The sequence below is a fragment of the Candidatus Saccharibacteria bacterium oral taxon 488 genome, assembly GCA_013100825.1.
In the GTDB taxonomy this organism is placed as follows: domain Bacteria; phylum Patescibacteriota; class Saccharimonadia; order Saccharimonadales; family Saccharimonadaceae; genus Nanosynbacter.
Window position 1 is genome coordinate 345,007 of the sequence record CP040001.1, and the last position, 21,770, is coordinate 366,776.

The 21,770-nt window shown below is 51.6% G+C and carries 24 protein-coding genes and 1 tRNA gene; 8 read left to right on the top strand and 17 right to left on the bottom strand.

Annotation, left to right across the window (positions count from 1 at the left end; all coding sequences use genetic code 11):
- The first annotated feature begins 44 nt into the window (after positions 1-44).
- The 4 genes from FBF26_01820 to FBF26_01835 all read left to right on the top strand — a co-directional run bounded on the left by FBF26_01820 (position 45) and on the right by FBF26_01835 (position 3,567).
- Entirely contained in the window at positions 45-362 is a 318-nt protein-coding gene (locus tag FBF26_01820; GenBank protein QJU10002.1) for a hypothetical protein, read from the top strand.
- A gap of 123 nt (positions 363-485) precedes the next feature.
- Positions 486-1,193, top strand: a complete 708-nt coding sequence (locus FBF26_01825; GenBank protein ID QJU10557.1) for an ATP-binding cassette domain-containing protein — start codon at positions 486-488, stop codon at positions 1,191-1,193.
- The gene (locus FBF26_01830) at positions 1,159-2,418 is read left to right on the top strand and encodes an ABC transporter permease (GenBank protein QJU10003.1); all 1,260 of its coding nucleotides are present in this window, start codon (positions 1,159-1,161) and stop codon (positions 2,416-2,418) included. The genes FBF26_01825 and FBF26_01830 overlap by 35 nt, the downstream gene beginning before the upstream one ends.
- A gap of 3 nt (positions 2,419-2,421) precedes the next feature.
- Entirely contained in the window at positions 2,422-3,567 is a 1,146-nt protein-coding gene (locus tag FBF26_01835; protein ID QJU10004.1) for an AI-2E family transporter, read from the top strand.
- Positions 3,568-3,578: 11 nt separating this feature from the next.
- On the opposite strand, the gene FBF26_01840 is transcribed toward FBF26_01835, so the two are convergent.
- The 3 genes from FBF26_01840 to FBF26_01850 are packed head-to-tail and all read right to left on the bottom strand — an operon-like array spanning position 3,579 to position 6,030.
- Positions 3,579-5,015: a cysteine--tRNA ligase gene (locus FBF26_01840; protein ID QJU10558.1), complete on the bottom strand. Its 1,437-nt coding sequence runs from the start codon at positions 5,013-5,015 to the stop codon at positions 3,579-3,581.
- Positions 5,016-5,074: 59 nt separating this feature from the next.
- Positions 5,075-5,776, bottom strand: coding sequence for a hypothetical protein (locus FBF26_01845; protein ID QJU10005.1), 702 nt, complete (start codon positions 5,774-5,776; stop codon positions 5,075-5,077).
- 8 nt (positions 5,777-5,784) lie between these two features.
- A complete protein-coding gene (locus FBF26_01850) occupies positions 5,785-6,030 on the bottom strand; it encodes a hypothetical protein (protein QJU10006.1) in 246 nt (81 codons plus the stop codon).
- A 222-nt stretch (positions 6,031-6,252) separates the two neighbouring features.
- Here FBF26_01850 and FBF26_01855 point away from each other — a divergent pair, with 222 nt between their 5' ends.
- Positions 6,253-6,750, top strand: coding sequence for an NUDIX domain-containing protein (locus FBF26_01855; GenBank protein QJU10007.1), 498 nt, complete (start codon positions 6,253-6,255; stop codon positions 6,748-6,750).
- Positions 6,751-6,941: 191 nt separating this feature from the next.
- Here the strand turns inward: FBF26_01855 and FBF26_01860 are convergent, their stop codons facing one another.
- The 11 genes from FBF26_01860 to FBF26_01910 all read right to left on the bottom strand — a co-directional run bounded on the left by FBF26_01860 (position 6,942) and on the right by FBF26_01910 (position 17,383).
- Entirely contained in the window at positions 6,942-7,238 is a 297-nt protein-coding gene (locus FBF26_01860; GenBank protein ID QJU10008.1) for a hypothetical protein, read from the bottom strand.
- A 336-nt stretch (positions 7,239-7,574) separates the two neighbouring features.
- Positions 7,575-9,254, bottom strand: a complete 1,680-nt coding sequence (gene der / locus FBF26_01865) for a ribosome biogenesis GTPase Der (GenBank protein ID QJU10009.1) — start codon at positions 9,252-9,254, stop codon at positions 7,575-7,577.
- 48 nt (positions 9,255-9,302) lie between these two features.
- Complete coding sequence (locus FBF26_01870; GenBank protein QJU10010.1) at positions 9,303-9,737, bottom strand: hypothetical protein; 435 nt, start codon at positions 9,735-9,737, stop codon at positions 9,303-9,305.
- Positions 9,738-9,888: 151 nt separating this feature from the next.
- On the bottom strand, positions 9,889-10,086 hold the full coding sequence (locus FBF26_01875) for a hypothetical protein (protein QJU10011.1): 198 nt from the start codon (positions 10,084-10,086) through the stop codon (positions 9,889-9,891).
- A gap of 163 nt (positions 10,087-10,249) precedes the next feature.
- Entirely contained in the window at positions 10,250-10,969 is a 720-nt protein-coding gene (locus FBF26_01880; GenBank protein ID QJU10012.1) for an rRNA pseudouridine synthase, read from the bottom strand.
- Position 10,970: 1 nt separating this feature from the next.
- Positions 10,971-12,185 carry a response regulator gene (locus FBF26_01885; protein ID QJU10013.1) on the bottom strand — a complete coding sequence of 405 codons (1,215 nt, stop codon included), beginning with the start codon at positions 12,183-12,185 and terminating at the stop codon, positions 10,971-10,973.
- 45 nt (positions 12,186-12,230) lie between these two features.
- Positions 12,231-14,240 (bottom strand): PAS domain-containing protein, encoded by a 2,010-nt coding sequence (locus FBF26_01890; GenBank protein ID QJU10014.1) that lies wholly within the window; start codon positions 14,238-14,240, stop codon positions 12,231-12,233.
- A 57-nt stretch (positions 14,241-14,297) separates the two neighbouring features.
- Complete coding sequence (locus FBF26_01895; GenBank protein QJU10015.1) at positions 14,298-15,557, bottom strand: ABC transporter permease; 1,260 nt, start codon at positions 15,555-15,557, stop codon at positions 14,298-14,300.
- Positions 15,554-16,276 (bottom strand): ABC transporter ATP-binding protein, encoded by a 723-nt coding sequence (locus FBF26_01900; protein ID QJU10016.1) that lies wholly within the window; start codon positions 16,274-16,276, stop codon positions 15,554-15,556. Before FBF26_01900 ends, FBF26_01895 begins: the two co-directional genes overlap by 4 nt.
- A 54-nt stretch (positions 16,277-16,330) precedes the next feature.
- Complete coding sequence (locus FBF26_01905) at positions 16,331-16,834, bottom strand: GNAT family N-acetyltransferase (GenBank protein QJU10017.1); 504 nt, start codon at positions 16,832-16,834, stop codon at positions 16,331-16,333.
- 159 nt (positions 16,835-16,993) lie between these two features.
- A complete protein-coding gene (locus FBF26_01910; GenBank protein QJU10018.1) occupies positions 16,994-17,383 on the bottom strand; it encodes a nuclear transport factor 2 family protein in 390 nt (129 codons plus the stop codon).
- A 149-nt stretch (positions 17,384-17,532) separates the two neighbouring features.
- Here FBF26_01910 and FBF26_01915 point away from each other — a divergent pair, with 149 nt between their 5' ends.
- Entirely contained in the window at positions 17,533-18,102 is a 570-nt protein-coding gene (locus FBF26_01915) for a hypothetical protein (protein ID QJU10019.1), read from the top strand.
- A gap of 2 nt (positions 18,103-18,104) precedes the next feature.
- Complete coding sequence (locus FBF26_01920) at positions 18,105-18,329, top strand: hypothetical protein (GenBank protein QJU10020.1); 225 nt, start codon at positions 18,105-18,107, stop codon at positions 18,327-18,329.
- A 17-nt stretch (positions 18,330-18,346) separates the two neighbouring features.
- On the opposite strand, the gene FBF26_01925 is transcribed toward FBF26_01920, so the two are convergent.
- On the bottom strand, positions 18,347-18,622 hold the full coding sequence (locus FBF26_01925) for a hypothetical protein (GenBank protein QJU10021.1): 276 nt from the start codon (positions 18,620-18,622) through the stop codon (positions 18,347-18,349).
- 211 nt (positions 18,623-18,833) lie between these two features.
- Between FBF26_01925 and FBF26_01930 the strand changes: the two genes are divergently transcribed.
- Complete coding sequence (locus FBF26_01930; protein QJU10022.1) at positions 18,834-19,265, top strand: NUDIX domain-containing protein; 432 nt, start codon at positions 18,834-18,836, stop codon at positions 19,263-19,265.
- A gap of 2,011 nt (positions 19,266-21,276) precedes the next feature.
- Here the strand turns inward: FBF26_01930 and FBF26_01935 are convergent.
- Positions 21,277-21,351, bottom strand: a tRNA-Glu gene (locus tag FBF26_01935).
- A 44-nt stretch (positions 21,352-21,395) separates the two neighbouring features.
- Positions 21,396-21,770 (bottom strand): response regulator, encoded by a 375-nt coding sequence (locus tag FBF26_01940; protein QJU10023.1) that lies wholly within the window; start codon positions 21,768-21,770, stop codon positions 21,396-21,398.

Consider the following 21,770-nt stretch of genomic DNA (forward strand, 5'->3'; position numbering starts at 1 on the left):
CCTGGAGTTGCTCAACACAGTATATAGGCTTATAATTATAATCAATGCATCTGGACGATAAAACATTTACCAATCTACTAATCATTTGTCAGGCTCTTGATGCGAAGTTCCCTCATGGTGCTGACATATTCCAGCACGTATCGCGGTTGTGCGAGGAGAGTGGCGAGCTCGCTAGTGCTGTTAACCACCTTGAAGGTATGGGCGTCAAGCGCCGCAAACACGGCCAGCCGCAGTATGATAATCTCATCAAAGAGATTCAGGACGTCATGCGCTGCGCGGTTGGTATAGCTATGCATTACGGAGTAGAGCGTGAAGTTGTAGCGGCGATAGCTCGGAGCGCCGAGGGAGTAGAGCGAAAATAAGATATAGTGCCTTATGCCCCCTGCTCCACCCACATAGTGTATAATAAGCAGAAAGAAGGGAGACGTATGGGACGAGACACAGTGAAACAGCAGCAGCCGATTGTCGAGATTCGTCATTTTCGGATGGCGTTTGGCGACAAAATGGTCATCCAGGACCTCAGTTTTGAGGTGCGACGCGGTGAGGTGTTTGGATTCTTAGGCAGCAACGGCTCGGGAAAAACAACGACACTCAGGGCACTACTGGGACTATATGAGCCGGCGGGTGGCGAGCTGCTAGTTGACGGCAAACCGTATACGGTTGAGGATAGCGTCAAGCTAGGCTATCTCCCGGAGGAGCGTGGCCTGTACAAAAAAGAAAAAGTCATCGACACTATGATTTATTTTGGCCGGCTGAAGGGGCTCAGCAAAGAAGAAGCTCGCAATTTCTCCATGAATTATCTGGAGCGAGTTGGTTTAAGCGACAAGGCAAAGACTCGGCTGGACAAATTATCAGGCGGTCAGCAGCAAAAAATTCAGCTCGGTGTGACCATCATGGGTGACCCAGAATTACTCATTTTGGACGAGCCAACCAAGGGTTTTGACCCAGTGAACCGTCGCCTGTTGATGAACATTATTGAGGAGCGGCGCAAGGCCGGCGCAACGGTGGTATTTGTGACCCATCAGATGGAAGAGGTCGAACGACTATGCGACCGGCTGATTCTACTAAAAGATGGTCGATCAGCGGCGTACGGTACGCTAGCAGGGGTGAAAAAGCAGTTCGGCGGCGCGTCAATGGATGATATTTTTGTGAAGGTTTATGGCGGTGAGAAGCAGGAGGTACGTCATGAGTAAGATGCATAATTTCGGAATGGTGTTTAAATTTGAGGTGCTGCGTACCTTGAAGAAGCCAACTTTTTGGCTGATAGCGCTAGGTTTTCCGGTCATGATCGGGCTGGTTTTCGGTATTGTTATTTGGTCAAATCAGGCGACCAAAGAGGCGGCCGATAAGCTTCAAGAGCAAAAATTCAGCATTACTATGACAGATCATTCAAAGCTAATCAAGCCGGAAGTCGCGGCGGTGATGAAAGTCCAGTCAGTTGACTCCGAAGCTGAAGGTGTTGAAAAAGTCAAACGCCGTCAGACGGATGCTTATTTCTATATACCGAAGAATCTTGAGAAGGACACGATCAGGATATACGGCCAAGATACAGGAGTTTTCGAGAATAATAAGTACGAGGCAGTTGTCCGTACATTATTGAGTCAGTCGGTCGTTGGCAAGGTTACAGGATCGGAAGCGGCGGTGATCAAGCAGAAGGTTAATTCGTCACTCAAGACCTATAAAGACGGTAAAGAAAGCGGCGGTGTGAACGAGATGGTCGTGCCAGGGTTCTTCCTGGTGCTATTTTATATGCTCGTTGCCTTCTTTAGTAATCAGATGCTGACCAGTACTGTCGAGGAGAAAGAAAACCGCACTGTGGAGATGTTGCTAACAACAGTGCAAGCCAAGACACTGATCGTTGGTAAGATCTGGGCGTTGATCGCTCTATCGCTGATTCAGGGAATGGTTATCGTTGTGCCGGTGTTAGCTGCCTACTTCGGATTTGGTTCGCAGCTACATTTGGCTAGCTTTGACCTGTCGCAAATTGTATTTGATCCGACCAGGATTGCTATTGCTGTCGCGTTATTCGGCGCGAGCTTTACCATGCTGACCGGTTTGTTGGTGGCTATGGGGGCAATGATGCCGACTGCCAAGGAGGCAGGTTCGTGGGTTGGCCTGGTGATGATACTGCTATTTGGGCCGCTGTATGCCGCGTCAGTATTTGTCTCATACCCAGAGTCAACGTTCTCAATGGTCATGTCGTACTTCCCGCTTACGGCGCCGATTCCGCTGATGATTAGGAATACGGTTGGCAATTTGTCGCTCATTGAGGCCTTGATCGGCGTAGCGGTCTTGGTGGTGTCTGCGGCGTTGATTATGATGCTGGCGGTGCGGATTTTCCGCTACGGTGCGATGTCCTATGACAGCAAGTTATCTCTGTCGGCGTTGCGGATGAAGCGAAAAGCTGATAAAGTTTAGACTATGAAAGTACGCATTGAAATAGACACCAAAACATTTGTGCGGTTTTGGCTGGTGGTGATTGGCTTTGGGCTGGCGGGGTTGATGATTTATTCGGCGCGGGATGCGCTGATGGTGCTCGGGACGGCGTTGTTTCTGGCGCTGGCGCTGAACGCGCCGGTGCGTAAGTTGGCATCGTGGCTGCCCGGCAAAAGTCGGCTGGGCGGGACGGCGCTGGCCTTTGCGCTGCTGATCATTATCTTGACTAGTGTAATTTGGTTTGTGGTGCCGCCGCTGGTGCAACAATCGGCCAAGTTTGCCGAGACGCTGCCGGGGCTGGTCAATGGTGTTAATGAGCAGTGGCACGGGCTGAAGAGCTTTGTCGAGCAAAATGGCTTGCAGCCGCAGATTGATTCGCTGATGAATAATATTCGCGGACAGGCATCCAGTTGGGCGGCGAGTTTTGGCGCGAATATCATCGGCAGCATCGGCTCGCTGGCGTCATTTTTGGCATCGGCCTTTCTGGTGCTGGTGCTGACATTCTTGATGCTGCTGGAGGGTCAGGAATGGATGGAGCGGCTGTGGCGGCTGTATCGGGATGAGCAGCGGCGCGATCATCACAAGATGCTGGTTGGCAAGATTTATAACGTGGTGACTGGCTACATTGTTGGGCAGCTGACGGTGTCAGGAATCGGTTCGCTGTGCGCCGGAGCGTTTGTGTTTGGCATGAGCTGGTTCATTCCGGAGATCGCAGCCAACTTGGCGATGCCGACGATTCTGCTGGTGTTCCTACTCAGCCTGATCCCGATGTTTGGGGCAACGATCGCCGGTGTGGTGGTGGGACTGATGCTGATGCTCAATAGCGTGTCGGCGGGCGTCATCTATCTCATCTATTTCGTGATCTACCAGCAGATTGAGAATAATTTTATCGCGCCAGTCATTCAGGGCAAGAAAGTCGAGCTGTCGGCACTGGCGATTTTGGTGGCGGTGACGGTCGGGCTGTACGTTGGCGGCTTGGTCGGTGGCGTGGTGGCTATTCCGATCGCTGGATCGCTCAAGGTGCTGATGGACGATTATCTGGCGCATAATCGCGAGCCGCAGGCGCCGCCTCGCCGCTCGCCGCTAAAAAAGGCGCTCAAAAAAGCTGCTGAGACGAAGCCAGCTGAGTAACGGCCGAGAGATTATCGGTACGACCAAACTTGACCAGATGGGGTGTCGCGTAGGGCGATGCCCTTTTCGTCGAGTTGAGCGCGAATGTCGTCGGCGGTCTGCCAGTTTTTGGCGCGGCGAGCTTGCTGGCGCTCGAGGATGAGTCGCTTGGCCTCATCGTCAATGTCTGGCGTGCTGTCCATTAGCTCTAGGCCCAGCACCTCGTCGACCACCTCAAGTAGCTGCAATAAGCCGCCGCGGTGAATCTTCTCCAGCGGCGCATGATCCAGTCGTGAAAACGCCTCGTCAATCAGCGCCAACGCCCCTGGCGTATCCAAATTATCATTCAGTTTTTCGACGAGTGCCTGCCGAGCCGCCAGCAGCGACACGGTGCCCTCCTGCTCGTCTTTGTCATCGTCATCATCCAGCGTGTCGTGCGTCTGGTGCCGCAGCGCCGCATAGCCGCGCCAATGGTCCAGCCGCGCCTGGGCCGCTTCCAAAATTTCCCAGGTGAAATTGCCCTCGGTTTGGTAATGTTTGCTGAGAATCGCCAGCTTGAAAGCCATCGGGTTGAAACCGCGGGCGGTGATGTCAGTGAGGGTGATGATGTTGCCCAAGGACTTACTCATCTTGCGGCCATCGACCTTGATGTGATTGTTGTGTAGCCATATTTGAGAGAATTGCTGTCCGGTCAAACTCTCGCTCTGGGCAATCTCGTTGGTGTGATGTACCGGAATGTGGTCGATGCCGCCGGTGTGAATGTCAATTGTATCACCCAGCGTCTCTCGAGCAATCGTCGAACATTCTAGGTGCCAACCCGGAAAGCCAACGCCCCACGGGCTGTCCCACTCCATGTCACGCTTGGTGTTGGTCGGTGAAAATTTCCAGACGGCGAAGTCGGTGATGTTGCGCTTGCCCTCGACGCTGACCCGCGCGCCAGCCTCCAGTCCGGCTACGTCTAGTCGCGCTAATTTGCCGTAATCTGCTAGCCGCGACGTATCAAAATACATGCCGTCGCCGTCGATTTTGTATAACAATCCCTTCTCATCTAGCCCGCGAGCAAAGTCAATCTGCTGCTGAATATAATCTGTTGCCCGCACCAGATGGTCGGGTCGTACTAGTTTCAACACCTCGTAGGCCTCGTGCTCGGCGATGGCAATGTACTGTTCGGCTACATCCCAAGCAGTTTTACCCTCGCGGCGTGCCCCCTTCTCCATCTTGTCCTCGCCATTGTCGTCATCGCTGGTTAGATGCCCAACGTCAGTGATATTTTGCGTACGAATCACTGATATATCTTGCCAGCGCAATAGCCGCACCAACACATCCCAATAGATGTAACCAACCCAATTGCCAATGTGCGGCTGCGAATACACCGTCAGTCCGCAGGTATACATACGAACCGCCTGTCCGTCGAGCGGCTGGAGTTTGTCTTTACGGCGAGTGAGGGTGTTGTGGAGCTTCATAGAAATATTGTAGCGCAAAACGGGTGGGTTGGCGAGTTACTTCGTCGCTTAGGCGACTAGGGCCACTAGGGCCACTCTATATCAGCGATAACTGGAATATGGTCAGACGGCACCCGGTGATTTGGCTTGGCTGGGGAATATAGTGTCGGTACCAGGCGCCCGGCGACCCCCCTGAGAGCGATCGTATCAATTGAAACAACCTCGCCGCTAACCCAGGCAGTCGGCATTTTCCCAACTAGGTCGCCAAAACCTGCCTCCGCAAGATGCCGTCGGACTGGCCCGCCCGGTTGATCATTGCAATCAGCCAGGATAATCGCGGGCTGTTCACCGAGATGCTCGAGAAGCTCGCGCACCTGTCCGAGGCCTTTGTGTTGCGGGTCATCAGCCGGCGACCATTTAAGGTGAGTATTAACGACGGCAATACCACCAAGTTGTATAATTTGCGCGACATGACCAGACTTATCACCAAACGCAAGCATCTCAGATGAATCGACAGCAATATCGGGGTGTACCAAGGTTAGGCAGCCATCTAGCTTGTTATTGTCCTTTTGTCGCCAAAAGGTTTGCCATGCTCCATCCCGATTGATTGACTTGGCGAGTACATCATCAACCTCTTGGAGTGCAAGGACATCGACGCCGAGAGAGCTGATAAGTATCTTCAGCAGTTCAGTTCGACTGCCAGGTGCCTGAAGTTCAGGGTCAGGCGGCAGTGAATCTCCGTAGTGAAGATATTTATCCGCTAGAACGTTGAAGGTGCTGACGCGCATAGAACCCCCTATCCCTTCGTTGTGTACGTTACACCGATTTCCGGTGTGGCGCGTTCAATCCAATCGCCATGACGATCAACTTGTTTCGAAAGCTCCAGACGCTCGGTTTGGTTAGTGTTGAACATACTGGTCTGGTAGTCGAAGGTGATGTAAATGTTATCAATTTTTCGGTTAAGTTCGGCAGGGTGTGTCTTGTTCTCCTCGCGAAGCTCGCTGAAGAGGTGGCATAATTGTTGCACGGTTGGGTCACCCATATATCCAGTATAATACATTAATGAAAATAGCCCACCGAACGAGCTCAAACCAGAACTGGATATGTCTCAACCCAGGAAATACAAATGATGCATCTCAACCAGTTTGAGGTCAGTTCGGCGAGCTATTTTCGGTGGGTGACCCTGTCCTGTCGCAGTTGAACGCTACCCCCCCGTATCCCAGTCGTTATCTAGGCGGCTGTAAGATCTGCCCGTACCTATGGTATGATAACTCTAGGAAGTGTAAGGCGAGAAAGGCAATATATGGATACAACCTTGTTTCAGTACTGTCAAAAAATAGTGCTATTCAGTCAAGACGGCTCTGCCGTGCTGCTCGCTAGGCGCCGCGGGGAGGCTGATTATGATGGCGTGTTCTCGTTTATTGGCGGCAAGTTGGAGTCGACGGATGGTGGCCTGGTAAATGGTCTTCGGCGGGAGAAAAACGAGGAAATTGGCTCGGCCGCTAAAATTGCGGTGGTAACGAGTATCAGTGTTAATGAATATTTTGTCAAAACTAATGGACAGGCCATGGTGCTGCCACATTATTATGCCCGGTTTATTGGCGGTGAAATTATGCTCAATGATGAGTATTCTGAGTATCGGTGGGTGAACCTGCGTGAGTTAGATCAGTTTGAACCAAAGATTGAGACAGTTGCCCCTACGGTTGAGGCTGTCCAAAAAATTATGCGAGTCGCCACCGAGGCGGATTATCGAGAGATATAGACATGCATTGGCCGTCCCCGCGCGCTTAAATGCCGGCCTAGATTTACGGTATTTTCTATAGTAAGTTCGCTTTCGTCGTTTCCGACTCATCAGCATAGACACGCATCTATGGAGCGAACTGACAAGCAGGAGAATAATATAGGCGGAGAGAGACCGCCAAAAATTCGGCGGCTTGTCAGTTTGGTGATTCGCTATGGCCTAGTTGCAGTGAAAGCCCATTCAGACGGATCACGCAACATGTCTACCAATTCCTTACTAGCCTTGAAGACCAACGGGGAGTCGCCTCTTTCGTACCAGTCGGCGAGTTCTTCACCGTAGATCCAGTAGATTGACAGCTCGCTTGCGGCTCCATAGAGTCCACCACCGCTGATACTATTATGCACATCATCAGCCTGATGGCTTGCCCATGTTGCCACCTTGGCAACACTTGCTCCAGTATGGTCAATGACCGCCTGCATGAGGCGGGCCCATCGATCCGCATACTTCACGACGGCCGCCGTGAGCCAGTCGTCTTGTGCGTCTCCCATCCTTCTCGTCCAATCGATGCCCGGCCTTGCCTTGAAGGCTGGAAGTTTTTCAAAATTAATGGTGATGTTGTTAGACACTGTTTTCCTCTCGACTATCTTCTCTCGCACCCGGTTGGTACGAGATGAGATATCGTAGCACTTCTTATGGTGTTACGAGAACTCACCTCGTACCTAGTTATTCTTCTGCTTGTCAAAATACACTTTCGGACAAGGATTTACTCAACTCGTCAACAAAAGCTGATATATATATATCACTAATAGAATAAAATGTCAATGGATTTTGTCAAAAATGTGGTATTATATGTCTTTTTCGGCGTTTTTGGCTTGTTTGTAGGCTTTAGTGACAGGCGCCAGGCCGCGGGCGACGCGTTCGCGGTTGGCTTTCAGCTGTTTTTCGTCGCGGAAACTGAGTTTGATTGGCGTGCCAGCGAAATTAAAAGCTTCGCGTAAAGTCCGCTCCAGGTAGCGTTTGTAGCTCCAGTGGACGAATTTCAGGTTACTGCCGTAGATGACGAACCACGGCGGGGCTGTGTCGGTCTGGACGATGTAGCGGAGTTTTGGGTGCGAGTTTTTCAGGCCAGCTGGCGGATGAGCGGCGACGGCTTTTTGTAAGAGGTCGTTGAGGACGCGGGTTTTGCACTCTTGGCGGCGGCGGGTGTGGATATCGAGGGCTAGGCCGAACAATTTGGCGACATTCTGCCCAGTGACTGATGAGGTGAAGATCAGTGGTGCGTAGGGCGTGAATTTGAAATGATAACTAATTTGCGGCGCTAGCTCGTCGCGGGTGTAGGCGTCTTTGCCTTCGACGGAGTCCCACTTGCTGACCACCAGCACTAATCCCTTGCCTGCTTCGTCGATGATGCCAGCCAGGCGTTGGTCTAACCCGACATTCAATTCGTTGACGTCCATCAGCAGAAAACAGATGTCGGCTTCGTTGATGGCCTGCATGGTGCGCAGGACCGAAAACTTTTCGATGCCGGTTTCTTGCTTGCCTTGGCGGCGGATGCCGGCGGTGTCGAGTAGCTCAATGGTCTGGCCGTGGTAGCGGACTTGGATGCGGTTGACGTCGCGGGTGGTGCCGGCAACGTTGGCGACGATGGCTTGCTGTTTGCCTGCCAGGGTGTTGAACAGGTTGCTTTTACCGACGTTTGGACGGCCGATCAAGGCAACGCGGATGATGTCATCAGGCGCGGTGTCGGTGGCTGGCGGGATAAGTTCGGCGATGTTGTCGAGCAGCTCGGAGATGCCGATGTTGTGCTCGGCGGAGGTTTTGATGATGGTTTTGATACCGAGGCGCTTGAATTCGTCGATGTGGAGTGAGCCTTTGAGGTCAGCTTTGTTGGCAACGAGGAGGACGGGCTTGCCACTTTTGAGGGCTTTTTTGGCGAGTTGGCGGTCAGCATCTGATGGATAGACGGTGGAATCGACCATGACGAGGATGACGTCGGCCGCGGCGGAAGCGTCGGCGATTTGGTCTTGGATGGTGGCTTCGAATTCGTCTTCGGCAGGTTTGAGGCCTGCGGTGTCGATGAGCCAGAATTCGGCGTGAGTGTCTGTTGCAGCGCGCCCGCTAGCCGTCTCCTCCACGTCGAATGCATCCGGCAATGCCGTCCGCAGAGCTATCGACTTGTCGGAGAGGCTAGCGGGCGTGTTCGCGCCACGCTCCTGCGCTGGAGTACTCTTTTCGCTTGCATCTCCACTGGAGATACTACGCGAGCGTTCGGCTGAAACGTCCGCTCCTCGCGAACGTTCCACAGCCTCCAGCGCAGGAGGTGTCGCGAGTGCCGCATTCTCATGAGGAGATGAAGCGCGGCGCTTATACGGCTTATACGAAACTTTGCCGACGACGTTGTCGCGGGTGGTGCCGGCTTCGCGGGCAACGATGGCGGTGCGGGCGCGCGTCAGGCGGTTGAACAGCGAACTTTTGCCAACGTTAGCTTGGCCGATGATGGCGACGGTAGGTAGTTTACTAGACATAATTACGCCTATTATACCAGAGGCGTGGGGATTTGGCGAGGATGGGCGTTATATGCTGGAGCCAAGCAAGCCGAGGCGGTATAGCGAGTAATAGATGATGCAGCCGACGAAGAGGGCCGCCAGAACGAATGCCAGGTAGCTGCTGCCGCGCCAGGCGTGTTTGGTGGAGGATTTCTCGGTGCGTTTTGCCTGACGCCGGGCGAGGATGGTGAATAGTATGAGCCCGGCCAAGATGACGACTTCAATGCCTAATGCATACAAATTCAGCCCGAACTTTGGCTCGTGCCCCAGCGGGATGACGTGCGGCTCGGCGATATAGGCTTGTGTTTTATCAAGCAGGCAGATGTCACGCTCACGAACCGGCGTGACGATGAACATCGCGAAATCCTGTGGATGAGCGAACGGGTGATCGAAATCTACGTAGCTTTCCTTCCAGTGATATGGAACACCGGGTGAAAATGGATTAACAGCGGGCATACACATGGTGGTAGTATAGCACGGGGTTTTGGCGAAAGGCAATGAAAATAGCCCACCGAATGAGCTCAAGCTGCATGCGGGTTTATTCAACCCGAGAGACAACATCACATTGTCTCAATCAGATTGAGCGCATACGGCGGGCTATTTTCCGGTGGGCTTAGCCCTTCCTCTTCTCAAATCCCTCCTTGGCGACCATAGCCATAATTATGGCACTGACGAGGTTCAGCGTCGCCACGCCAACAAAGATGGCGATTATCCATGCGTCAGCTATGAGGCTGACCTTGATCGCTAGAGTTAGATAGTGTATCGCAGTTATTAGGTTAAGCATGAATACCACGAGGGCGATGACGACCATGATTACGCCTTTCTTGAAAAAGCTCAAAGCTAAAGGGCGACTTCCGCCCTAGACGTAACCTTGAGCAAAAGCTGATATATATATATATCACTAATAGAATAAAATGTCAATGGATTTTGTCAAAAATGTGGTGTAATATGCGTTTTTTGGCGCCTGAGGAGGTCTAGCTAGTTAGTGGCCTTTCGGTAAATTCCCCGTGCTTGATGCCACCGAGGGTGTAGTTACCGAAGTCTGTCCGGTGGAGTTTAGTGACGGTGTAGCCGAGGGCAGCGAAGGTGCGGCGGATTTGGCGGTTGCGGCCTTCGCTCATCTGAACAATCCAGCGGCGGTCGTCGCCGTCGTGCTGACGTTCGAGTGTCAAGCGGCTGGGCCCGTCAGGTAGCTGCACGCCAAAGTCATTGATCATTTGCCGGTGGAGCGGCTGGAGCGGTTGGTCGAGCGTGACCAGATAGCGCTTCATTTTATAAAACGACGGGTGTGTCATCTGGTGGGCGAAGTCCCCGTCATTGGTGAGGAGAATCAGTCCTGAGCTATCTTTGTCCAGGCGACCGACGGGCTTGAGGTGATGAAGGTTTTTTGGCAATAATTCGTAAATGGTCGGTACGCCGCCCTGAGAGGCGCGCGAACAGAGGTAGCCGATGGGTTTATGGAGGAGGATGAGCTGGTGGGCTTGGGCGGTGAGTCGTTTATTGCCGTGGCGAACGATGTCGGTGGTGGTGATGCGTTGGCCGAGCTTGGCGGGCTGGTCGTTCACGGTGACCGTGCCCTGCTCGATCAGTTCGTCAGCCTGACGGCGCGACACGCCAAATGCCAGCGCCACGAATTTGTTGAGGCGCTGGGCGGATGAATCGGTAGAATCGGATGTTTGCGTTGGTGTCGTCATACTAGGAGGCTACCGGTGGCTGCGGCGGAAAGGCGTTGGTCGGCGACTGGGGTGTCGTTGGCTGTGCTGGCTCTGTCACGGGGGATGGCTCTCCTCCAGGAGTTGAGGTCTGCTCTGCCTCAGGCGTTGGAGCTGGGTCGGTCGGCATCGGTGCTGGGGTGGGCAGGACGAATGGTGTATCGTCGCCTTGTGGTTGTGATGATGCCGCGTTGGCGAGCTCGGCATTGATCGCGGTACCAGTATCAAGCGGCTGATCATCGGCTGGCGTCGGTAGCGGCTCAAGCGCATCCAGTGTCAGGTCACCGTGTGGCCCCGCCATGACATCAGGCGTTGGCAGTGTGAAGTCGTCTGAATCTGGCGCTGGCTGCGGCGAGGCCTGCATAGACTCGAGTTGGTCGCTGAGCTCCTGCTCCATCATCTTGGACATGTCTGGCTGTGGTTCTTGGCTCAGTGGCTGGATTACTCGTTCGCCACCGTGGCTGGTCGGCTGCGGCGATGGTGATGAGGTCGGTGCTGTTGGCTGTGGCAAGGTGGCGGCCGGGTCGGTGGTTTGCTCAGTCGATGCGGACGGAGCTGCCGGCGTCGGCGCGGTGCTCGGTAGGACGAACGGTGCTGGGTCGGTTGCTGGAGGGGTTGAATTATCTGGATTAGCTTGAGCGGGTGCGATGGCTGAATCATCGTGGACCGTCGGAGTTATCGGTGCGGTCGGTGCCGGGGTGACAACTATCTCTGTCGGTGACGGCAAGGTGACCGCCGGAGTATCCTGCTGTGGTGCGGCTGACGCCGTCGGTGAGTTAGCTACTACGGATTCCATGGCTGGAGTTGGCGCGACGGGAGCTGGTTCTGGCGCGTCGCCGAGTACTTCGTGGACGGTGCGCACCACGTCTTCGATGCCGACTTGCGACTTGACGAGGTAGCGATCAGCACCGAGAGCTTCGCCACGTTGCCGTTGGTCTTCGGATGACAGCGCGGTCATCATGATGACTTTCACGTCGCGTGTCTCAGTGGTCGAGCGCAAGATATCCAGCATGTCAAAGCCAGAAATCTTGGGCATCATCACGTCGCTGACGATCAAGGCCGGGCGTTCTTTGATAGCCATAGCCAAAGCCTCTTCACCGTCGCCCGCCGAAACGATGTCGTAGCCCTCAGCTAGTAACCTGACGCCGTAAATCTCGCGCAGGCTTTTGTCGTCTTCTACTAGTAAAATCTTTGTCATAACTACCCCTACTATACCGAAGTTTGCGCCAAAATACTATAGTGGTTATGGTTTTTGTTCAGCGGTTGGCGGCTCCGGAGTGGTAAGCGGTGCGGGTGTAGCGGCTTGTTCGGGCGGTGCGGAAGGTATGGCGGATTTGGTAGCGGTTTGTTCAGATGGTGCTATAGGCATCAGTGGCAGCGGAGTAAAGTTTGGCGGCGGTACGGGAGGCGTGGCTGATTTAGTGAGGACAGTGGCAGTGGCGTCTGGTTGCGTGGCGTTGATCGGGACGGTCGGCTGGACAGCGACGGCGGTTGGCGGCTCGGTGGTCAGTGGTGGAGCAGCCGGCGCGGGAGGGGTTGGTAATTGGCGCATGGCCTCGTCGGTGCGGGTGCGAGGAATCTCGAGAAAGAAGGTGCTGCCCTTGCGGTATTCGCTGATGACGAATAAGCGGCCAGACATTGCCTCGGTCAGACGGCGGCTGAGATACAGGCCGAGGCCAGTGCCGCCGATCTCGCGAGTGTCGGAATTATCGACGCGGTAGAACTTTTGAAAGAGGTGCGGCAGGTCTTCGGCGGGGATGCCGATGCCGCTATCTTGGACGCTGATGGTGATCGTTTTGTCGTCACCAGTGATGTCCACGACCACTTCCCCGTCGGGCGTGTATTTGATGGCGTTTTCGATCAAGTTGGCGACAACTTCGCGGAGGTGATCGGCGTCGACGTTAGCGTAGTAGGCTGGCTGGATAGTGGCGGCGGTGTCCGGGCGGAAGGTGCAGACGAGGCCTTTTTCGGCGGCACGCGGTGCCAGGCCCTCAAAAATCTCGCCAACAAAGGTGGTGATATTGATAATCCGTGGCTCATTCTTGAGGCGGCCGTCCTCGGCGCGGCTGATATCAAGCAGATCTTGGAATAACCGACCGAGGTGCTGGGCCGAGGCGTGGGCCTTGGTGATGAAATCGCGCGCCTTGTCGTCGATGTGGGCGGTGGCTGGATTGAGCGCCAGGCCGAGGTAGCCTTCGATAGAGGCGACCGGGGTGCGCATTTCGTGGCTGGCGGTAGAGATGAATTCGGCTTGCTGGCGCTCCTCGGCTTTTTCTTTGGTAATATCGCGAAAGACGACGATGATGCCTTCGTTATCTTTGCCGACTGGCGAGGCGACGATGGAGACGAGGATTTGCTTGTCCGAGGCAGTGCGGAGGAGTAATTTGTCGGAGTGTGCCGGCCGATTATTGATCAGTGATTGCATGACCGGGTTTTCGGTGACGGTGACGTCTTTGCCGTCAGCGGTGACGAGTTGGATGACGCTTTGCCACTTGAGGCCGAGGGCATCGCCTTGGTTCCAGCCAATGATCCGCTGGGCTGAGGGGTTGATCAGCTCGATATTGCCCTCGCGCGAGATGGCCAGCACGCCGTCGTCGATAGTATTGATGACAATGTCAGAGGTGCCCTCGGCGGTGGATAGTTTGGTGCGGAGTTCAGAGATGTCGCCGAGCTTGCTGACGCGTGGCTGATGGCGCCAGATGATAAAGCCAAGCACTAGTGGCGCTAGGCCAAAAAATAGGGCGCCAACTGTGGCGACCAGGCTAGCGTGCTGAGTGATGGCGGCGGTGGTAATGGCGATGATGACAAGGAGGCCAGTACCGATGACGACGGGTCCACCGAAGAAACCAGCGAACACCGCAGCGCTGAGCCAGGCGGCGGCGAATGGCGAGGCGAGAAACCCGCTGGTGGCAACCAGCGAGCCGACGGCGAGGATGATTAGGCCGTAGACGGCGATGGATGCGGCGGTGATGGCTCGGCGCGGTAGCCACAGACAGAGGATGAGAGCAGCGAGGCTGACGAGAGCGCTGATGGCGGCGGCGAGGTCGGTGATGGCTTCGCCGATGGGTAGCCGGTAACCGGTCGGGATAAAACGCGCCCAAGCATAGAGGAGGACGATAACCAGCCCGACGAACAAGGCCGCCTCGCATAGTCGCCGCAGCCAAAATCGCGATAATTCACCGACTTGCGAAACATCCCCCGCCCACTTCATGCTTGTATTATAGACCGAGACGAGCAAAAATGATACCCACATTGAGCCACGTCATGGCAAGTCAAGCATGGTACGTATTTGGCTGCCCTGAGGGGCCGCTCAGCCCTTCCCTAAAATCGCCTCGAGCATCTTCATTCGCGAGGCCATGATGGCGGGGATAGCACCGCTGATGATGGCGACCACCAGCACAACCTCGGCACGGAATAGCAATTCCCACCACGATATGTTGAGTGTCACGTCGGCAATTGGCAGACTGAACGGATGCGCCACTACATACGGCACTAGCCCGCCGAGGAAAATTACCAAGCCGACCGCTATACCGCACACCGCATAAAATAGCGCTAGTAGAACGTAGCTAAAGACGATCACTCGCGGCTTGACGCCAATTGCCCGCTGAATGCCGATTTGCCGCCGCTTGTTGATGATGTCAACATAAATCACGATGAAGATTGTCACCGCCGCAATGATAATGCCGACTATCAGCATAATAGCGTTGAGCGACTGAAAGCTACCGGTAATCGTATCCATAACCGTCGCTCCGTCACGCCAATCGTGAACCCGCAGGCCCGGATAGTTCAGGTCAGTAAGTGCTCGTTGTACCGACGCTTCCTTGCCGCGGCTGGTGCGCACGACGATCATGCTGGCATCGTTCTCGCCAGCCGTCAAATGGCTCGATATAGCGCTGGTGAGCTTGCGCCATAAACCGCGCGAGATGTACGCCTGAATATCTGCATTATAGAACTTCGTCGAGGTGATGCCGCCGACCTTGACGTCGACCTTTTTACCGTTAACATTTATCGTTACCCGATCGCCAACTTTAACCCCTTCAAGAGAACCTCTCTCGAGCAGCCGGCTACCCAGCACGATCTCGTCGTCGCTCGCCAAAAACGTTCCATCCGACACGCGGTTAGCGACCTCCAGGGTTTGGCGAAAGGCTTGCGGATTAACGACATTGATCCGGGCCTGCACTTGCTTGTCATCGTTATATCCTAATACCGCCGGCACAGCCAGGATTTTGTCAGCCGCCGTCACGCCGTCGATGCGTTTGATCTCGGCCAGCTTGTCATCGACATTGGTGATGTACTCGCCGGGCTTTTTGACATCAATATAGGCCTCGCCGACCATTAAATTCTTGATCTGCGATTCAATCGCCGAGGTGACGCCAGCTAGTAGCGACGATATGAAGGCTAGATTAATGAATGCCACCGCCACCAGCAGCGTCGTTAGGCCCAGTGTCCACTTGCGGCCGCGCACGATGTACTGCCGCATCAACCGCCAGCCTAGCAAGAACTCGCGCCACAGATTGTTCTTGGGCTGGCGCGGCGTTTGCGTTTCCTGCGTTTTGCGAGTCTGGATCATAGTAGTCTCCCGGCTGCAGGCCGACGCTCGCCTTTTAGTTTGCCGTTTTCAAACACGATTTGCCGCTTGGCGTAAGCTAATTCATCAGCTTCGTGCGAGATCATCACCAAGGTTATGCCACTGGCATTAATTTCCTTCAATGTTTCCATGATATTTGTTGAGGCAACCGTATCTAGGTTAGCCGTTGGCTCATCGGCAAAGATAATGTGCGGCTCATTGACCAGCGCCCGGGCGATCGCCACGCGCTGCTGTTCGCCGCCGGATAATTGCGATGGCAGGTGGCGCGCTCTGTCCTTCAAACCAACACGATCCAGTTCGTGCAAGGCTTTTTGTCGAGCAATCTTCGCCGAGCACCACATCAGCCGCGGCAACATGACGTTTTCTAGAGCGGTGAGTTCACGGATCAGGGCGTACTCTTGAAAAATATAGCCAACTTGGCGCAGGCGCAGTTCAATCCGCTGTTTTTCTGGCAGCTGAGTGATCTCTATCGCCGGTGTCTCGTCGCCCCTACTATCAAACCAAATCGTGCCGCTATCAGGGCGATCCAACATCGCCACCTGATGCATAAAGGTCGATTTGCCCGAACCGTTGCGCCCTGTGATCATCAGAAAATCACCGTGACGAATCGAAAAACTGACGTCCTTGAGCGCACGCGTGGCGCTATCACCCGAGCCGTACGTCTTGCTGAGATGCTCAATGGTAAGAATTTCGCGGGCCATAGTATCAGTATAGCGCGCGGTGGGGCGCCGCTTCAAGCCGAGATTCCGAAAAACCTACCGTAGTTTTGTTATCATTTCTACTTCGCGGGCCGTAAGACCATATTTTTCATAGAACGTTATAGCGCGCTGGTTGCCGCTTAGCACTTTTAGCCGCAAGGTATCGCAATTTTTACTCTGGAAATAGCACTTTATTTCGTCCAGCAAGGCTCGTCCGATACCGCTGCCGCGCTGCTCTGGCTCGACATAGAGCAGCCCGATCCAGCCGTCTTTTCGCGGTGCATGCACTGCATCGAAAACGGCGTCCTGACCAGGCTGATGATCAATAATCACACCTTGAATAAAGCCGACCACCTGGCCGTTCTCCTCGGCAACATACATCGCGCCGTCCATATCCTCACTATCGTCGATCATCCGCTGCATGTAGCCATGCGCGTCTCGCAGGTTAGCGAACGGCAGCGATTCCGCCGTGTTATCAACCTGCGCGAAATGCGCGTGTAATTTAATCGCTAGCTTGTCGATTGCGGCGCGGTCTTTGGGGTGGAAGGGGCGGATTGTCATAATGAAATCATACTATGGTGGAGTATCAATGGTAAAGCTCATGCTGTCGCTAAAAAGGCTTACCTAAATAGAACGATTTGATTTTTATTCTTTAGCAAAAATCAATTGTTGTATCATTGTACATAATTTTTTAATTGTTTTACTAGGGATGAATTTGACTTATTCCCAAAACTTATCTTCTTCGTCTTGTTGTTCTGCAAAAGTCCATACTTCCTGTATCTTGCCATCCTCTATTCTAAATAAATCAATACCGGGATCATTTAGTTTTTCACCTTCTTTTTCAGCTAAAGAAACGACACTGGCGGCCACAAAACAGTCATTACTTGCAGCCCAGTTTGTAATTACTCTAAATGTGCCATTACTTCTTTTGATAAATTCCCCTAAACGCTCTCCCAACGCCTGCTTTCCTTTAACAATTCCTGAAAGTGGGCCCCCTCCTCCCATGTGCCATACAATATCATCAGACATCGTTTCAAAAACTGCTTCAACATTTCCCTTTGATAATGCTTCTGTATAAGCATTAAATACTTTCATGACCTCATTTTTCATAGCTGTTCTCCTTTCTTTTTTGAGAAATGATTTTCTCTTACTGTCATTATACATTGCGACTCAGAAACTTTTACAAGGAAAACGGGCGATTATAATCTTATATCACCTAAGCGCAGGTATGAAAAGGTTTGGTGACCCTACAAATATAAATGTGGAACTCCTTTTTCGCGATTTGTTTGCGCTGCGGGATCGCTTCAAGGAGCTGGGCATGGTTATTAAAAATGGCGAGGTGTATTTGCCGGATTTGGAGGAGCGTGATGTTTAATTTGCGAAAATCAGGCTCAAATCTCTATGACCAAAATACTTTCGACGACCAATTTATGCGCGATTTACGAAAAGGCCGAAAAAGCATTATCATCGAAAGTCCGTTTCTCAGAACTGTCCGAGTCGAAAAATTTATTCCAATATTCCACCGACTCAAAAAGCGTGGCGTTGCAATATTACTTAACACCAAACCACTTGAAGAACACGACGAAATATACAAACTACAAGCCCAAAAATCTCTGAATTTACTACAATCAGCAGGCGTCGAAGTGCTTTTTACAGTCAAGCATCACCGCAAATTAGCCATCATCGACAGAGAAATTATTTACGAAGGTAGCCTAAATATTCTCTCATATCGCGACAGTTGTGAGATAATGAGAAGGACGGCATCCGCGCTGGAGGCGGAGATGTTGATAGATTTTATCGGCTTAAATAAATTTATGGAGGTGAAATAATCATGAACGACGAGGATACAATCAAGGATCTTCATCTATACGAAGACGAAGAAACGATTCAGAAAACGATCCACTACCTGGAGCTTCACGACCCAGACAATGCCAATCGCGAATACGCGGTCGGATTTCTGAAATTCATGCAGCGATTTGCGCATGTCGCTAGCAGGAGTGAGGACTTTGATTTTGAGGGGTTTTTGGAAAAGTATAAAGGCACCAAAAAAGAGTAATAGCCTTTTGCTACTACCTAGCAATCATCTAACCTTGTATGCAATAAGGATAGCACGCTTAAAGCATCCAAACAGTGTTGCTCGGTAATGACACCTGTCGCAGACAAGCCATTGTGTGTTTCGTGAGATAGGGGATTTCGATAGCCGCTAACGATTCCCGCAGACAAGTACCTCTGTGCAGCCTCGAGACTTTTCTTGGTTTTGTTATCAAAGGGAGTTCCGTCTGAACGGGTTGCTGATTGCGCAATGTGTAGCATGGCCTCTTGTGGGTTTTCGCTAAACACTTTCATCATTAAAGGGCCTTCGTCTAGCTCACTGATCGTACGAGATTTGTCTGGATTTTGACTAATTGACTTAGCCCTAGGTAAATATTAGCAGAGTTTTAGTTGAATGTCAAAACATTGCCCGGATAAACGCCCTAAGCGTAAGTCATTTAAAGTACCTCGTGAAATTTATGCTGTGTTTAAGAAAATACTAACAACCCTGTGCTATACTTAGACACGCATGGCTTCAAAAAATATTATTCACCGTTATAGTTCAGGAGGGGTTATCCTTAAAGATAACAGGGTTCTTATAATTGAATCATTGCAACCAATCAAGGAATATTCTTTTCCTAAAGGCTCTATAGAACCCGGAGAACATCACCGTGACACCGCAGTGCGAGAAATACTTGAGGAGACTGGATACTACACAACGATTCTAGGGTTTATTGATACTCTAATATATGAATTCTCAACAGATGATAGCCACGTAGTAAAAGAGGTTTCGTACTATGCTGTGTCTATTAATGACTCAGTACCTCGACAGCAGCAACAGCTTCAACCAGGAGAAGATATACGCCCCTTATGGGTCAGCTTGCCAAAAGCTTTTCAGCTCCTCACCCACAAAAACACGAGACAACTTCTTGCTAAGGCAATTAAAATGTACCGTCATTGAAGCAACAACTACCTACAGACTCCTCTACGGTGCGGTGTGAGAAAAAGTAATTTGCTAGGATGAATATAATATTTCTATCATCTGGAGACATAGCAGCAACATTAAAGACAGTTAGTAGCCTTAGAGATATCATTACGCATATCTCTCTATTAATTTTGCTAAGGATATTCTTGTCTATACCTTTGATATAGTACTTCATATAATCATGAACTATTCTTTGGCGCGAGGTATTGAGGTTTACCCATACTCTACCGTCAGCATGAGTGATCTCTTTAGATCTGCCTAGCGGATTAGGTTTAGACTCTGCCCATTTCGCATACGATGGTCCAATTCCTCCACATATAATATGATGGATGAATGTTGATATGTCAGTAGATAGCCTGTTCCATCCAGCCGCCTCAAAATCAACAAGGTAGCCATTCTGAAGATATTCATATCATGAACATCCCCTTGAGAGGGTATGACATATGTATTATTCATGTTTTTTTGCATATCTTTAACATATTTCTTTACCGCATAAAGCAGGTCGTCTAGGTATATAGACGATTAAGCCGTTCACGCTTTTTAGCGACTCATCCGCACAAAATTCCTCGTATTGTCTCAAAAGTTGCGGCGATTCTATCATATGCAATCGATTAATATAAAAGCTTTTCGTGCCTCCAGCTTTAATATGAGACCAAATACCCATTGTGTTTGCAAGGCTAGACAGGTCTCTGAAAAACTCAGACATATCTATGTCCGCGTCACTACAAAGAATGTGTATCAAATCGATTGATCGCTTTACACGAGGTGGTGGTGATTACTATTCTCCGCTCAAGCGGCAGTTGACTAAGCTTGGTATTGCACTTGAGGATATGTACGGAGTTATTGGTAAGCAGCAAATTAACACTCTTGAGCATACCGGGTTCAAATATTACTGGAGTGAGTTTAATCCAACACAAAAATCTGAGTATCTGGAGGCTGAGCGCGCCAAGGACGAGATGCGCGCTGCGCATGTTTATACAAACCAGCAAATTGCCGATGAGCTTAATTCCATGGGCTTTCGCTCTCGCGTGACGATTGTGCGCGACAAATACGACCGAACAAAAATTAAACGACAGATTGGTGGCCGAAAAATGACTGCCAAAATGATTGATCAATACACTAGTAAATTGGTATATTGCGGTATTATTAAGGAAAAATGGACGTATGATAAGCCAGTTAAAGCGCAGTTTGATGGGCTCGTTAGCGTGGATTTATTCAACGAAGCTAATCGCGGCCGAGTTTTCGTGGAGGTTGATAGCCATGATAATATCACCGTTAAACGTAAGGCTGTTCCGAATCATTTGAAAAGTAAACAAGTTTATAACCTAGATTATCCATATAAGCAGGTAGTTGCCTGTCCTAAATGCGGTAAGACACTATCTGGTAGCGCTCGTGGCAAGCTCGGTAAACACTATCCAGCTTATCACTGCAGTCGCGATGGCCATTACTTCCGTGTGTCGAAGCCTGAATTTGATAAGACGATAGAAGACTTTGTGAGGGCTATTACTATCAAGCCAGAATACATTGACGATGTTATCGCCGCCATCGCTGAATTGTGGCGTGAACGTCAGACTAGGCAAATTGATGCTAATCGGCAGCGCCTAGAGCACCGCGAGAGCCTGCAAGGTCAAATCAAGGCAACCGTTAATCGGATGCGTATTGTCACAAGCGAGACGGCCCTAAAATACCTTGAAGAGGATATTGTTAGCGTCGAAAAAGAATTAGCAGAGCTGGATGAAGAAATTGCTAGGCAGCCGAATTTACAAGCTGAATTTGACCAAGTTTTGCAATATGTAAAATATATTTTGGAACACCTTTCAGAGCTGCTACTTGACCTCTGTAATCCACTGCGAAAAGCTGCCTTTTTCGGTGCTATATTCAACAAGCTTCCAACCTACGAACAAATAAACTTTGGAACCCATAAAAACAGCCCACCACCAGAGGTAAACGAGCTGTTTCAAATCCGAACGGAATATAAATCCCTGTATGGTGACCCTACCGGGAATCGAACCCGGGTTGCTGGGATGAGAACCCAGTGTCCTAACCGCTAGACGATAGGGCCGTGTTAAGCTACCGGGTCATTATAGCATGGTTAGCTGGGGGCGTCTAGCCCATCTTGTTGACGACGTCGATCAGCTTGCGGGGTGTGATGTCGGCCTTGATGAGGTAGCCGTCGACGCGGTTCATGATGGCGGATTTGGTGGCATCGTCCTGCTCAAAGTTCGTCATAATGAGGATTTTGCTCTCTGGAATCAAGTCAGTATCATCAGAGCGCAGAGCGTCCAAAATTTGGTCGCCGCGCTGTTCGGGCAGCATTAAATCAAGGATGATCAAGTCAAACGGCTGACTCCGGGCCATAACCAGCCCATCATTACCATCAACCACCCAGGTCACGTCATAGCCAGCTTTTTGCAGGCTGCGCACATACATCTCGCCGATAAAGCGGTCGTCCTCAACGCACAAGATTGTTTTGATCGCCAT